11 protein-coding genes and 1 tRNA gene are annotated in these 15,003 nt (G+C 66.3%); 7 read left to right on the plus strand and 5 right to left on the minus strand.

Annotated elements, in window-relative coordinates:
* Nucleotides 1-12 precede the first annotated feature (12 nt).
* The 7 genes from fdnG to HWX39_RS10975 all read left to right on the plus strand — a co-directional run bounded on the left by fdnG (nt 13) and on the right by HWX39_RS10975 (nt 9,238).
* Complete coding sequence (gene fdnG / locus HWX39_RS10945) at nt 13-3,084, plus strand: formate dehydrogenase-N subunit alpha (RefSeq protein WP_175967909.1); 3,072 nt, start codon at nt 13-15, stop codon at nt 3,082-3,084.
* Between the two features lie 10 nt (nt 3,085-3,094).
* On the plus strand, nt 3,095-4,009 hold the full coding sequence (gene fdxH, locus HWX39_RS10950; protein WP_043177545.1) for a formate dehydrogenase subunit beta: 915 nt from the start codon (nt 3,095-3,097) through the stop codon (nt 4,007-4,009).
* Entirely contained in the window at nt 4,006-4,632 is a 627-nt protein-coding gene (locus tag HWX39_RS10955; protein ID WP_175967912.1) for a formate dehydrogenase subunit gamma, read from the plus strand. Before fdxH ends, HWX39_RS10955 begins: the two co-directional genes overlap by 4 nt.
* A 108-nt stretch (nt 4,633-4,740) precedes the next feature.
* The gene (gene fdhE, locus HWX39_RS10960; RefSeq protein WP_175967914.1) at nt 4,741-5,676 is read left to right on the plus strand and encodes a formate dehydrogenase accessory protein FdhE; all 936 of its coding nucleotides are present in this window, start codon (nt 4,741-4,743) and stop codon (nt 5,674-5,676) included.
* Between the two features lie 72 nt (nt 5,677-5,748).
* Nucleotides 5,749-7,188, plus strand: coding sequence for an L-seryl-tRNA(Sec) selenium transferase (gene selA / locus HWX39_RS10965; protein WP_175967916.1), 1,440 nt, complete (start codon nt 5,749-5,751; stop codon nt 7,186-7,188).
* Complete coding sequence (gene selB, locus HWX39_RS10970; RefSeq protein ID WP_175967918.1) at nt 7,185-9,110, plus strand: selenocysteine-specific translation elongation factor; 1,926 nt, start codon at nt 7,185-7,187, stop codon at nt 9,108-9,110. Before selA ends, selB begins: the two co-directional genes overlap by 4 nt.
* Nucleotides 9,111-9,142: 32 nt before the next feature.
* Nucleotides 9,143-9,238 (plus strand) — tRNA-Sec (locus HWX39_RS10975).
* A 476-nt stretch (nt 9,239-9,714) separates the two neighbouring features.
* Here the strand turns inward: HWX39_RS10975 and HWX39_RS10980 are convergent.
* The 5 genes from HWX39_RS10980 to HWX39_RS11000 form a co-directional block, all read right to left on the minus strand.
* Nucleotides 9,715-11,124, minus strand: coding sequence for a 3-deoxy-7-phosphoheptulonate synthase class II (locus tag HWX39_RS10980; protein WP_175967921.1), 1,410 nt, complete (start codon nt 11,122-11,124; stop codon nt 9,715-9,717).
* A gap of 78 nt (nt 11,125-11,202) precedes the next feature.
* A complete protein-coding gene (locus HWX39_RS10985) occupies nt 11,203-12,246 on the minus strand; it encodes an NADP-dependent oxidoreductase (RefSeq protein ID WP_175967923.1) in 1,044 nt (347 codons plus the stop codon).
* Nucleotides 12,243-13,136, minus strand: coding sequence for an SAM-dependent methyltransferase (locus HWX39_RS10990; protein WP_244134967.1), 894 nt, complete (start codon nt 13,134-13,136; stop codon nt 12,243-12,245). Before HWX39_RS10990 ends, HWX39_RS10985 begins: the two co-directional genes overlap by 4 nt.
* On the minus strand, nt 13,109-13,819 hold the full coding sequence (gene phzG / locus HWX39_RS10995; protein WP_244134968.1) for a phenazine biosynthesis FMN-dependent oxidase PhzG: 711 nt from the start codon (nt 13,817-13,819) through the stop codon (nt 13,109-13,111). The genes HWX39_RS10990 and phzG overlap by 28 nt, the downstream gene beginning before the upstream one ends.
* Nucleotides 13,785-14,993, minus strand: coding sequence for a PhzF family phenazine biosynthesis protein (locus tag HWX39_RS11000; RefSeq protein WP_175967925.1), 1,209 nt, complete (start codon nt 14,991-14,993; stop codon nt 13,785-13,787). The genes phzG and HWX39_RS11000 overlap by 35 nt, the downstream gene beginning before the upstream one ends.
* Nucleotides 14,994-15,003 lie beyond the last annotated feature (10 nt).

Here is a 15,003-nt window from a genome sequence, read left to right on the forward strand (position 1 = left end):
CCGAGACCTGCCATGCTACAAATGTCCCGGCGCCAGTTCCTGAAGGTGACGGCTACGTCGCTTGCCGGATCGAGTCTAGCCCTGATGGGCTTCTCGCCGTCCGAAGCGCTCGCCGAAGTCCGACAGTACAAGCTGGCGCGCACAGTCGAAACACGCAATACCTGTCCTTACTGTTCAGTGGGTTGCGGCATCCTGATGTACAGCCTTGGAGACGGCGCGAAGAACGCCCGGCCGAGCATCATCCATATCGAAGGCGATCCCGACCATCCCGTCAATCGCGGCACGCTGTGCCCGAAGGGCGCGAGCCTGATCGACTTCATCCACAGCCCGAGCCGCCTGACGCACCCCGATTATCGTGCGCCCGGTTCGGACAAGTGGGAACCGATCTCGTGGAATGACGCGCTCGACCGCATCGCGAAGCTGATGAAGGCCGACCGCGACGCGAACTTCGTCGAGACGGCGGAAGACGGTGCGAAGGTCAACCGCTGGCTGACCACCGGCATGCTGGCCGCATCGGCCGGCAGCAACGAAGTCGGCTACCTGACGCACAAGACCATCCGTAGTCTCGGGATGCTCGCATTCGACAATCAGGCGCGTGTCTGACATGGCCCGACGGTGGCAGGTCTTGCCCCGACGTTTGGCCGTGGAGCGATGACGAACCATTGGGTCGACATCAAGAACGCGGACGTGATTCTCGTGATGGGCGGCAATGCAGCCGAGGCCCATCCGTGCGGTTTCAAGTGGGTAACGGAGGCGAAGGCGCACCGCAAGGCGCGGCTGATCGTCGTCGACCCGCGCTTCACGCGTACGGCCTCGGTGGCCGACTACTACGCGCCGATCCGCACCGGCACCGACATCGTCTTCCTGGGCGGCGTCATCAACTATCTGCTGACGAACGACAAGATCCAGCATGAGTACGTGAAGAACTACACGGACTTCTCGTTCATCGTGCGCGAGGATTTCGCGTTCAACGACGGCATCTATTCCGGCTACGACGCCCAGAAGCACGCGTACCCGGACAAATCGAGCTGGGACTACGAGCGCGGCGACGACGGCTTCGTGAAGGTCGACCCGACGCTGCAGCATCCGCGTTGCGTGTACAACCTGCTGAAGCAGCACTACGCGCGCTATACGCCGGACATGGTCCAGCAGGTCTGCGGCACGCCGAAGGAGAAGTTCCTGAAGGTGTGCGAGATGCTCGCGACCACCGCCGTTCCCGGCCGCGCCGGCACGGTGCTGTACGCGCTCGGCTGGACGCACCACTCGATCGGCGCGCAGATCATCCGCACCGGCGCGATGGTGCAGTTGCTGCTCGGCAACATCGGCATCGCCGGCGGCGGGATGAACGCGCTGCGCGGCCACTCGAACATCCAGGGGTTGACCGACCTCGGGCTGATGTCGAACCTGCTGCCGGGCTACATGACGCTGCCGATGCAGGCCGAGCAGGATTTCGACGGCTACATCAAGAAGCGCGTGCAGGAGCCGCTGCGGCCGAACCAGTTGAGCTACTGGAAGAACTACAAGGCGTTCCACGTCAGCTTCATGAAGTCGTGGTGGGGCGATGCCGCCACGGCCGAGAACAACTGGGCCTACGACTACCTGCCGAAGCTGGACAAGCAGTACGACCTGTTGCAGGCGATCGAGCTGATGAATGCCGGCAAGATGAACGGCTACATCTGCCAGGGCTTCAACCCGCTCGCGGCGGCGCCGTCGAAGGTGAAGACGGCCGCGGGGCTCGCGAAGCTCAAGTGGCTCGTGATCATGGATCCGCTCGCGACCGAAACCTCCGAGTTCTGGAAGCATCACGGCGATTACAACGACGTCGATGCGTCGAAGATCCAGACCGAGGTGTTCCGTCTGCCGACCACGTGCTTCGCGGAGGAAAACGGCTCGCTCGTGAGTTCGAGCCGCGTGCTGCAATGGCACTGGAAGGGCGCGGAGCCGCCGGGCGACGCGAAGAGCGACCTCGAGATCATGTCGGGGCTGTTCCTGCGCATGCGCAAGATGTACCAGGCGGACGGCGGCAAGTATCCGGACCCGATCGTCAACCTGACCTGGCCGTACGCGAACCCGGAAAGCCCGACACCCGAAGAGCTCGCGATGGAGTTCAACGGCCGTGCGCTCGCCGATCTGCCCGATCCGAAGGATCCGACGAAGACGCTCGTGAAGAAGGGCGAGCAGCTCGCCGGCTTCGCGCAACTGAAGGACGACGGCACGACCGCGAGCGGCTGCTGGATCTTCTGCGGTGCATGGACCCAGGCCGGCAACCAGATGGGGCGGCGCGACAACTCGGATCCGACCGGTCTCGGCCAGACGCTGAACTGGGCGTGGGCGTGGCCGGCGAACCGGCGGATCCTGTACAACCGCGCGTCGTGCGACGTGAACGGCAAGCCGTTCGACCCGACCCGCAAGCTGATCGGCTGGAACGGCAAGGCGTGGGCGGGCCCCGATATCCCCGACTTCAAGGCGGACGAACCGCCCGAAAACGGGATGGGGCCGTTCATCATGAACCCGGAGGGCGTCGCGCGCTTCTTCGCACGGGCGGGGATGAACGAAGGCCCGTTCCCCGAGCATTACGAGCCGTTCGAGACGCCGCTCGACGCGAACCCGCTGCACCCGAACAACCCGCAGGCGCTGAACAACCCGGCTGCCCGCGTGTTCCCGGACGACCGCGCGTCGTTCGGCAAGGTGGCGGACTTCCCGCACGTGGCGACGACGTACCGGCTGACCGAGCACTTCCACTACTGGACCAAGCATGCGCGGCTGAACTCGATCATCCAGCCCGAGCAATTCGTCGAGATCGGCGAAGACCTCGCGAAGGAAGTCGGCGTCGCGCATGGCGAGCGCGTGAAGGTGTCGTCCAAGCGCGGCTACATCATCGCGGTTGCCCTCGTCACGAAGCGGATCAAGCCGCTGACGGTCGACGGCAAGAAGGTCCAGACGGTCGGCGTCCCGTTGCACTGGGGCTTCAAGGGTCTGACGAAGCCTGGCTATCTCGCCAATACCCTGACTCCGTCCGTGGGTGACGGCAACTCCTATACACCGGAATTCAAGTCGTTCCTGGTGAAGGTCGAAAAGGCGTAAGGGGGAAGAGATGGCATTGCAATCGCTGGATATCAAGCGCGTCTCGGCCACCACGACGCCACCGCCCACGGTGCGCGAACCGGTGACCGGGAGTGTCGCGAAGCTGATCGACGTATCGAAGTGCATCGGCTGCAAGGCATGCCAGACCGCATGCATGGAGTGGAACGACCTGCGCGACGAAGTCGGCACCAACGTCGGCGTGTATGACAACCCGGCCGACCTGACCGAGCATTCGTGGACGGTCATGCGGTTCTCCGAATACGAGAACCCGGCGGGCGACCTCGAGTGGCTGATCCGCAAGGACGGCTGCATGCACTGCGAGGATCCGGGCTGCCTGAAGGCGTGTCCGTCGCCGGGCGCGATCGTGCAGTACAACAACGGGATCGTCGATTTCCACGAGGAGAACTGCATCGGTTGCGGCTATTGCGTGACCGGCTGCCCGTTCAACGTTCCGCGGATCTCGAAGAAGGATCATCGCGCATACAAGTGCACGCTCTGTTCCGACCGCGTCGCGGTCGGCCAGGAACCGGCCTGCGTGAAGACCTGCCCGACCGGCGCGATCGTGTTCGGCACCAAGGAGGACATGAAGCAGCACGCGGCCGAGCGGATCGAGGACCTGAAGGAGCGCGGCTTCGAGCATGCGGGGCTGTACGATCCGCAGGGCGTCGGCGGCACGCACGTGATGTACGTGCTGCACCATGCCGATAAACCGTCGCTGTACCACGGGCTGCCCGACAACCCGTCGATCAGCCCGATGGTGAAGCTGTGGAAGGGCATCGCGAAGCCGCTCGCGGTCGCGGGCATCGCGCTGACCGCGCTCGCCGGGTTCTTCCACTATGTCCGGGTCGGTCCGAACGAGGTGAGCGACGAAGAGGAATCGGCCGCGCGCGACGAGGCGCGACGCATCAAGGAGGACGCGAAATGAAGCACGACGACCCCAACCTGATCGTCCGCTACTCGGCGAACGAGCGCACGAACCACTGGATCACCGCGATCACGTTCGTGCTGCTCGCGTTGTCCGGGCTCGCGCTGTTCCATCCGTCGATGTTCTGGCTGACCGCGCTGTTCGGCGGCGGCCAGTGGACGCGGATCCTGCATCCGTTCGTCGGCCTCGTGATGTTCGTGTCGTTCGCGATCCTGGTGGTGCGCTTCTGGCACCATAACGCGCTCGACGCGGATGACCGGCAGTGGCTCAGGCAGATCGGCGACGTGCTGACCAACCAGGAAGACAAGCTGCCGCCTGTCGGGCGCTATAACGCCGGACAGAAGCTGCTATTCTTTACGCTGGTGGCGTGCCTGTTGCTGCTCCTGCTGTCGGGAGTCGTGATCTGGCGGCGCTACTTCTCGTTCTACTTCCCGATCGGGGTGATCCGCGCGGCCGCTGTCGTGCATGCCGTGGCGGCCTTCGTGCTGATCGCGAGCATCATCGTGCACATTTACGCGGCGTTGTGGGTGAAGGGCTCGATCGGTGCGATGGTGCGCGGCACCGTCACGCTGGGCTGGGCCCGCAAGCATCACCCGAAGTGGTTCCGTGAAAGCGTGAAATAACGCATCGGAGCGGGGCGGTTCGCCGGTCGCGGCGGGCCGTTCCGCCTGCTGCCGGAACTGCACCAAAGCGCCGATGCGTCGGCGCTTGTTTTTTTGGAAGAGACTTCTGTGACACAACGTATTCTCGAACCGACCGAGATTTCGGCACTCGATCATTCGGCCATTCCGCGTTTTCGCCTGCCGGAGCGCGCCACCGCGTTCTCGGCGCGTGCCGCGCGGCTGCGCAAGCTGGCCGACCTGAACCCGATCAGCGGCTACCTGCGGCTGATGGCCACCGTCGCCGACGCGCAGCACGCGACACTGCAAACGCTCGAGCTGCCGCTGCCGTCGAAGGAAGCGATCGCGCGTGCGCAGCAGCATTCGATGCCGCTCGTGCCGGCGCTCGACGGCGAGCGCGATCCGCGCTGGCGTGCCGTGCTGTACGAACTGCTCGACCGCGTCGAAGGCGCCGGGCTCGTCAATCCGCAGCTCGCGAAGCTGCTCGACCGGCTGCGCCTGATGGCGCCCGCCGAACTCGACGCGCAGGCCGACGCGATCCTCGCACTGCGCTTCGCCGAGGTCGACCCGGCCACCGCGCCGTTCCTGATGGCCGCGCTGCAGGTCGTGTGGACCGATCTCGCCAGCCGCGTGAGCCCGGCCGACGTCCCGTATCTCGACCAGCCGGGCCTGTGCCCCGTGTGCGGCACGCATCCGGTCGCGAGCGTCGTGCGGGTCGGCGGCCAGTTCCAGGGCTACCGTTTCCTGCAATGCGGGCTGTGCACGACCGAGTGGCACATGGTGCGCACGAAGTGCTCGCACTGCGATTCGACGAAGGGCATCGCGTATCACGGGATCGAGGGCGGCAGCGAAGCCGTCAAGGCCGAATCGTGCGACGAGTGCAAGACCTATCGCAAGATCGGCTATCAGGAGAAGGATTACGAGTTCGAGCCGCTGGCGGACGATCTCGCGAGTCTCACGCTCGACCTGCTGATGAACGAGGCCGGCTACCAGCGCAGTTCGCCGAACCCGCTGCTGTGGCCGGACGTCTCGCGGGACGCGAATTGACGGCCGGGCCGAGGCGGTGCGCGAACACCGGCGCCGGCCCACTGCGAAGCATGAGACTGGAGCCACAACGACGTGACCGAACCGGGTGTGAATGAACTGAATGCGGTGCTGGCGCGCGTGCCGTCTGTCGAGCGTGTGCTGTCGTCGGCGCCGCTGCAACCGCTCATCACGGACTACGGCCGCACGCGCGTGCTGAACGCCGTGCGTGCCGAACTCGAACGCTGGCGTACCGCCGCGCAGCACGATCCGGCGGCGGCCGAGCCGCTCGACGAGCCGCGCATCGCCGCGGCGGTCGAGCGCACGCTGGCCGCGCAGAGCGCGGGCGCGGTGCGTGCCGTGTTCAACCTGACCGGCACCGTGCTGCACACGAACCTCGGGCGCGCGCTGTTGCCCGACGACGCGGTGCGCGCGGTGGTCGACGTGCTGACGCGGCCGGTCAACCTCGAATTCGACCTCGCCACGGGCCGCCGCGGCGATCGCGACGACCTGATCGACGATCTGCTGTGCGAACTGACGGGCGCGGAAGCGGCGACCGTCGTCAACAACAACGCGGCGGCCGTGTTGCTTGCGCTGTCGGCGCTCGCGACGAAGCGCGAAGTCGTCGTGTCACGCGGCGAGCTGGTCGAGATCGGCGGCGCATTCCGCATTCCCGACATCATGAGCCGCGCGGGCGCCAAGCTGCGCGAAGTCGGCACGACCAACCGCACCCATCTGCACGACTACGCGGACGCAATCGGCCCGCGCACCGCGCTGCTGATGAAGGTGCACTGCAGCAACTACGCGATCAGCGGTTTCACGAAGGAAGCGACACTCGCCGAACTCGCGCCGCTCGCGCGCGAGCACGGGCTGCCGGTTGCCGTCGATCTCGGTAGCGGCACGCTCGCCGACCTGTCGCAATGGGGCCTGCCGCACGAGACGACCGTGCAGGAAACCGTCGCCGCCGGCGCAAACGTTGTCACGTTCAGCGGCGACAAGCTGCTCGGGGGGCCGCAGGCCGGCCTGATCGTCGGCGATCGCGCGTTGATCGCGAAGATCAAGAAACATCCGCTCAAGCGCGCGTTGCGCGTCGGCAAGCTGACGCTTGCGGCGCTCGAGCCCGTGCTGCGCCTCTACCAGTCACCCGAGTTCCTGCGTGACCGGCTCACGACGCTGCGGCTGCTGACGCGCCCGCAGCGCGAGATCGCCGAGGCTGCCGAACGTGTGCGTCCGGCGCTGCAGGCCGCGCTCGGCAGCGGTTTCGACGTGACGGTCGAACCGATGTTCAGCCAGATCGGCAGCGGCGCGCTGCCGGTCGACCAGCTACCGAGCGCTGGGCTCGTCGTACGCACGGCGGACGGCAAGCGCAGCGGCCGCGCGCTTGCTCAGCTCGAGAAACGGCTGCGCGAATGGCCGCGCCCGGTGATCGGCCGCGTCGCCGACCATGCACTGCGGCTCGACCTGCGCTGCCTCGAAGCCACCGACGAGGCGGCGTTCGTCGCGCAATGCGTGCGGCTCGCGGGGGCCGCTGCATGATCGTCGGTACCGCCGGACACATCGATCACGGCAAGACGACGCTGGCGCGCGCGCTGACGGGTGTCGACACCGATCGCCTGAAAGAAGAGAAGGCGCGTGGCATCTCGATCGAACTCGGTTATGCGTATACGCCGCTTGACAATGGCGACGTGCTCGGCCTGATCGATGTGCCGGGCCACGAGAAGCTGATTCATACGATGGCGGCCGGCGCCTGCGGGATCGACTTCGCGCTGCTCGTGATCGCCGCCGACGACGGCGTGATGCCGCAAACGCGTGAGCATCTCGCGATCCTGCAGCTGCTTGGCGTCACGCATGGTGCCGTCGCGCTGACGAAGTGCGATCGCGTCGACGCTGCGCGCGTGGCCGAAGTGCGCGACGAGATCGCCGCGTGGTTGAACGACTCGACGCTGGCCGGCGTGCCGATTTTCGAAACGCGTGCGACGGCTGTGGACGATCCGGGCGTCGCCGCGTTGAAGCGTTATCTGGCGGACGCGGCGATCGCGTGGCGCGCCCGACGCGACGACGGGCTGTTCCGGCTCGCGGTCGATCGCGTGTTTACGCTCGCGGGGCAGGGCACCGTCGTGACGGGCACGGCGTTCTCGGGCCGCGTCGTGACCGGCGACACGCTCGCGATCGTGCGAACGGGCGGCGCGGCGCGCGTGCGCAGCATCCACGCGCAGAACCGGCCGGTCGAGGCCGGCCGCGCGGGCGAGCGTTGCGCGCTGAATCTGGCCGGCGTCGACAAGGCCGATGTCGAGCGCGGCGATACCGTCGCCGATGCGCGGCTCGTCGCGACGTCGCCGCGCCTCGACGTCGACCTGACGCTGCTCGCGGATGCGGGGCTCACGCTGACGCATTGGGCGCCGCTGCACGTGCATCTCGGCACGCTGCATCGCGTCGCGCATGTCGCGCTGCTCGACGGCGATACGCTCGCGGCCGGCCAGCGGATGCGCGTGCAACTGGTATTCGACGAGCCGGTGTTTGCGCTGCCGGGCGACCGGTTCATCGTCCGCAATCCGCAGGCGACGCGCACGATCGGCGGCGGCCGCGTGCTCGACCCGTTCGGGCCGGCGCGCAAGCGTCGGACGCCTCAGCGCCGCGCGTGGCTCGACGCGCTGGCGGAATGGCTCGACGCAGGCTGTCTCGTTGCGCTGCTCGCGCAGGCGCCGCTCGGCATCCCGCGCGCGATGCTCACGCATCTCACGGGTTTCGCGCCGAATGCGCTGGCGCTGCCGGAAGACGCGCTGGCGATCGGGCAGCGCGATGCCGCGTCGAACGACGGCGCGGTGATTGCCCAGGCGCACTGGCGTGCGCTGCAGACGCGGGCGATCGATACGCTGCGTGTGTATCACGAGCGCATGCCCGACGAGCAGGGGCTCGACGCCGCACGCTTGCGGCGGATGGCCGCGCCGCTCGCCGGCGATGCGCTGTGGCGTGCGCTCGTCGAGGCGCTGGTGGCCGGCGGCGAAGTCGTGCGAAGCGGACCGTGGTTGCATCTGCCGTCGCATTCGGTGAGCCTCGATTCGCGCGAGGAAGCGCTGGCGCGGCAACTGCTGCCGCTGATCCACGCGGGGCGCTTCGACCCGCCGTGGGTGCGCGATCTGGCCCGCGACACGGGCGCGGCCGAGGACGCGGTGCGGACCTTGCTGCGCAAGCTCGCGCGGCGTGGCGACGTGCACCAGGTCGTGCGCGACCTGTTCTATCACGCGGACGTCGTGCGTGAGCTCGCGTATCTGGTCGCGCATCTCGCACCGTCGCGCGACGGCGGGCTCGATGCCGCGACGTTCCGCGACGCGACGGGGCTCGGCCGCAAGCGCGCGATCCAGATTCTCGAGTTCTTCGACCGGGTTGGGTATACTCGCTTCCACCGCGATCTTCACTTCCTGCGGCCTGACAGCGGTTGGGCGGGTATTCAGGCGTAGGCGCTCGCTGTTCTTTTGATTCTTTTCCCCACGGAAGGCATTCGTATCCGGTGGTACGGCCAGGCTTCAAACCTGGTTGGGGGTGTCAGACACTCCCGGGTAGGTTCGACTCCTGCTGCCTTCCGCCAAACGGGCCTTCCGGCCTGTTCCGATCTCTTCCGGTTGCGTCCTCTACATCGCTGATTTTAAAGCATTTTGTGGGTGGCGACGTGCTTGCGGTTACCGTTGACGCCCCGCACAATTTCCTCACGAAGTATGGGTAGCGATGTGGGTTTGTGGGTAGGGAGGGCGACATGGGTGGACGACAGTTGCATCGACTCAGCGCTCTGCGGGTCGCAAAAGAAGTGACGCCGGGTCATGACGCGGATGGGGCTGGTCTCGACATGCAGATCGCTGACAGCGGTGCGCACTCATGGGTGTTCCGGTTCAAACTGAGCGGCGCATGCGGGAGATGGGACTTGGTCCGCTCTCGCGAGTTTCTCTGGGCGAGGCGCGGAAACTGGCCGCCGGATACCGCGATAGGGTTGGGCATCTGATCGATCCCATCCTCGCACGGCGTGCAGCAGCGAAGAAAACTGCTCGCGAATTGCTGCACGCCGCCCTGCTATGCATACGCCGCATGCCGCTTTGCGCCGATTTCGGCAACCGGCGTCGTACCCAACTTGCGCACAATCAGCATCGCGATCTCCAGCGACTGCTCATAGTTCAACCTCGGATCGACCGTCGACTTGTAAGCGCGGGCCAAATCGGCCTCAGTCAGATTGCGCGCGCCGCCCAGGCATTCGGTTACGTCTTCTCCGGTCAGCTCCAGATGCACGCCGCCCAGATGCGTGCCGCAGGCGACATGAATATCGAAGGCAGACTCAAGCTCAGCGTGGATGTTCTCGAAGCGCCGTGTCTTCACGCCGCCCGGGGTCGTTTCGCCGTTGCCGTGCATCGGATCGCAGCACCACAAGACACGCCGGCCCTCGGCCTTGACGGCATGCAGATGTTTCGGCAACTCCGCTTCGATCTTCGCCGCGCCCATGCGCGTGATGAGCGTCAAGCGGCCGGCCTCGTTCGTGGCGTTCAGCGCGTCGATCGTGCGCAGCAACTGGTCGGTGCTCACCCCTGGCCCGACTTTCAGGCCGATCGGGTTGCGGATTCCGGAGCAGTATTCGATATGCGCACCGTCCAACTGCGCGGTGCGCATACCGATCCACGGAAAATGCGTCGACAGGTTGAACCAGCCCCAATGCTGCGGCACTTGCCGCGCCATTGCCTCTTCGTAGTTCAACAGCAGGGCCTCGTGCGACGTGTAGAAATCGATTCTCGCGTCGCTGCCGGAGGGCTCGCCCGCTAGCGCCTCCATGAAGCGCAGCGATTCGCCGATCGAGCGCGTCATCTTGCGATACTCGTCATAAAGCGGTGAATGCGAGGCCCAGGCCAGATCCCAATGTTCGGGGTGGTGCAGATCGGCGAAACCGGCGTCGCTCAGCGCGCGCACGAAATTCATCGTCAGCGCAGATTTGGAATGCGCCTCGAGCAGGCGCTGCGGGTCGGGCTCGCGCGCCTCTTTCGTAAAAGCGCTGGCGTTGACAATGTCGCCGCGGTAGCAAGGCAGCGTCACGCCGTCGCGCGTTTCGGTATCCGCCGAGCGCGGCTTGGCGTACTGGCCGGCAAAGCGGCCGACCCGAACTACCGGCAGCATCAAGCCATGCATGAGCACCAGGCTCATCTGCATCAGCACTTTGAGCCGATTGGCGATGATCGGCGCCGTGCAATCGGCGAAGCTTTCCGCGCAGTCGCCACCCTGCAGCAAGAAGCATCGTCCCGCCGCAGCGTCTGCGAGCTTGCGTTTGAGCGTCAGCACTTCCCCTGCGGCGACGAGTGGCGGCAGTGCTTGCAGCTGTGTCAGGGCGCGATCGAGCGCCGCAGCATCGCGATAAGCCGGTTGTTGCAGCGCCGGCTTCGTCTTCCAGGACGCGGGCGTCCAATTCCCGGCAACACGTGCCGAAGAGAGATTGCCTTCCACAGTTCCACTCCCGTACTGAAGTGCTTTCGATCGAACGGATGTCGCCTGGCACGCAGGCGACGCCCACGCTCCGCACCGCTACAGCTTGACGAGCACCGTGCCCAGATAACGTCCGCTGGACGTGTCGCACAACGCGCTCGGCGCGTCATCGAGGCCGTCGATCACCGTATGCGGGAACACGATCTCGCCGGCGCGCAGCCACTGCGCGAAACGCTCGAACCATTCGCCCTTCGCCTCCGGATTGTCGTCGGCGCTGTAGCCCCGCATCGTGATCCGCTTGAGGAGAAATTGAACGGTATCGATTTCGGCCGGCGCGGTCCGACCCGTTCCCACCGCGGCAAGCTGGCCCGACAGCGCGCCGAGGATCAGGAAGCGCGCCCCTTCGCGCGCGGCCGTGACGGCCGCCTGCAATTGCTCGCCGCCGACCGAATCGATCAGGACGTCGATGCCGCCCTGCGCCGCATCGAGCAATTGCTCCGCGAACGGCGTGCTGCTGCCACGCGTGACGGCAGCGTCATACCCAAGCTCGGAAACCAGGCGTCGTGCCTTGTCGCGCGAACTCGTGCTGCCGATCACGCGCCCAGCTCCCAGCCGCTGCGCGATCTGTCCGGCCATCGCGCCGATCGCGCCGGCCGCGCTCGTTACGAACACGGTGTCGCCCGAACGGATCGGCACGCCGCGCGTCAGCGCCGCGTAGGCGGTCCAGCCGTGCCCCAGGTAGCCGAGATAGCCGGCGGGCTCCGGCAGCGCCTCGCCGACGCGCTGACAGCCCCATGCGGGCACCACCGCGTAGTCGCGCCAGCCGTGGAAGTGCGTGACGATGTCGCCGGCCGACAAACCGCTGTCGGCCGGCGCTTTCACCACCTCGCCGAGCGCTTCGCCCATCAGCACGTCTCCCGCCGACAAACACGGAAACGGCACACCGGGCACGTCTTCCGCGCCTTCGCTGATCATCGCGCGCAAAGAAGCCGAGACCAGGAAATAGCGATTGCGTACCAGCACGTCTCGCGGGCCGGCCGCCGGCAAGACGGCGGTGACGATTTCGAAATCGTCCGGTGTCGGCAGGCCTTTGAGCCTCGCCTTCAAGCGCACCTCGCGCCGCATTGAAATCGACAGATTCATGATCCGCTCCCGCCGGGTGCAGTGCGCGTCGATGAGGCGAACCAGCCTGCCGGGATGCGCGCGACGCTGCGGCCGTAGGTAATCGCCGGATCGTCCGAGGCATGCACGGTCGCTGTCCAGCCATATCGGTCGAGCCAGTCGCGAACGTCGTCGCGGGACGAGAGCCAACGAGCGCCCTGCGATTCGACGCGCGCACGGGCCTCCTTGCCCTCGTCGCTCATCATGCGCGTGGCGAGATGCTCGAGCATGAGCGCGCTACCCGGCGCCGACAGGTCGGCCACCTGACGGATCAGCGCATCGCAGTCCGCATCGCGCAGATACATCAGAAGCCCCTCGATGAGCCAGATCGTGGGCTTGGCGGGATCGAAGCCGGCTACGCGCAACGGGCTCGCCCAATCCGACGTCAGATCGGCGACGAACGGCCGCCAATCGCACTGCAGCGGCAACTCGGACTGCTTCATGAGCTCGCGCTTGAAGGCGATGATGTCGTCGAGATCGAGCTCGAACCAGCGCGTGCCGAACGGACAGGCCAGACGCGCCACGCGGCCGTCCATGCCGGCGGCCAGCGTGACGACCTGCCGTATCCCGCGGCTCAGGTTCGCGAGAATGGCATCGTCGAAGTAGCGTGTGCGGACAACGAAATATTGCGGAAAGTTCGCGCGCCGCGCGACTTCGGTGACGTGCGCATGCGTCGGCGTGCCGGCCAGGTGCTCGATCAGCGCGGCGGCAAACGGATCGTGAAACAAGGCATCCGGACGCTGGCTTTCGGCGTGACGTTGCCAGGCAATGAACAGTGCGGTTTGGCCGACGCCAACCGGAATATCGAGAGTAGACACAGGCAGGTTCCTTATCCGCAAAAGAATCAAGGTTGGAGTTGCGTGGTTTTCCAAACGTCGCCATCGCGTTCGTACCTGAGGCGCCGGTGAAGCCGGTCGGAGCTGGCGGCCCAGAATTCCATCTCGTGAGGCTCGAGCCGATAGCCAACGAAGCGCGGCGGCCGCGGCAACGCGACGCCGAGCGCAAGCAGCTCGGCGGCGTGCGCGAGCAGCGCTTCGCGGTCGACGAGCTCGTCGCTCTGGTGCGAGGCGCTCGACATCGCGTGCATCGGCACCGAGCGCCCGAACCAGAGCTTGTCGTTCTCGCTTTCTTCGAGCGGAACCGCCTGGCCGGAAATCATGATCTGCTGCCCGGTTTCGCGCCAATACAGCAGGCCCGAGGCCCAGCCTGTCTCCGAGAGTTCGCGTCCTTTGCGGCTCGTCGAATGCGTGCAGAAGATCACGCCGCGGTCGTCGATCGAGGAGAACGCGATGATGCGCGAAGACATGCGTCCGTCGGACTTGGCGGTTGCGAGCGCGAGCGCCTTGGGCTCGCGGACGCGGGCGACATCGGCCGCCGCGAGCCAGCGTTTGAGCAGCGTGATCGGCTCGGACGGCGGGTCGTCATATTCGGGGAACAGGACGTCGACGCGTCCCGTGAGGCTTTCGAATCGACTGGTGTTCATGGCATTGTTTTCGTAAAGGCAAAAGACGGGTGCGGCGCTAGACGCCCAGGCGGCCGCGTGCGACGACGACACCGTGACCGCTGACCTTGACCGCCTCGATGCCGTGCTCCGAGCCGTCCACCAGCGCATGCATGTGCGAGGGACGCTTGATCTCGACGCCTTGGAGAATGTGCAGCGGCTCGCCCCACGGAATCAGTCCGTAGCGGGCAAGGTGAATGGCGATGGGGCCGGCGGCGGAGCCCGTCGCCGCATCCTCCACGACACCGTAGGCCGGCGAGAACATCCGGCAGCGCCAGTGGTCGCCCGCGGGGGCCAGGCACATGGCCGACATATCCTCGAACTCAGCCAACGCGCGATGGTCCGGATGCACGTCGGAAAGCGCGGAGGCGTCGGGCAACGTGACGAACACGTGGCGCGGGCCGTTTCGATAGGCATCCACGGGCAGCGCGGACGCTTCTACGCCGAGCGCGTCGAGCAGACGCTCGGCCCGATCAAAGCGCGCCCACGTCGGGATCGGCTGCTGCATGGTGACGTAAGCCTCGCCGGGCGCATCGGAGCGCACATCGAACGGCACGAGCCCCATGCCCGTCTCGAACACGAAGCGATCCTGCGCCTTGACGTGCCTGAGCGCCACGGCCGTTCCCAGCAACGGATGGCCCGCAAACGGCAGCTCGTTGACCGGCGTGAAGATGCGCACGCGCACGTCGCCGCCCTGCATCGGCGGCATCACGAACACCACTTCCGACAGATTCATTTCGCGGGCGATCCGCTGCATGCGCTCCGCCGGCAGCGGATCGTCGATCAGGAAGACGGCAACCGGATTACCTTCGAGCGGCGTGCGCGTGAAGGCGTCAACGACGATGTAGTCGATGGGATGCGAGGCATGGACCGGCGGCGCCGCGTGCGTATTCGCGTGCGATGCTGCCGGTTCGAGCGCGCGCATGCGCGCCGCGATTTCACCGCTCGCGGCGCTTGCCTTCACCGAGAAGCGCAGCCGCTCGGCAACCGGCAGGCCGATCAGCGTCTGCGCATCGTTCGGCGGCAGCAGATGTGCGGGCGGACGCTCGCCATCCCAGAGCATGATTGCGCCCCAGCGATTCTTGTCCTCGTCGGCAATCCAATGCTTCTCGCGCATGCCCGGCACGTTCGACCAGCGCGCGAGGGTGCTGTCGTCCACACGCGCCCTCAGCGATTCGATGCTTTGCTCGGAACCGTCGAGGTTCCACCAAACGATGTCGACAATCATGAAACGCGTG

It is taken from the genome of Burkholderia sp. BCC0322 (assembly GCF_902833045.1).
Classification (GTDB): Bacteria; Pseudomonadota; Gammaproteobacteria; order Burkholderiales; family Burkholderiaceae; genus Burkholderia.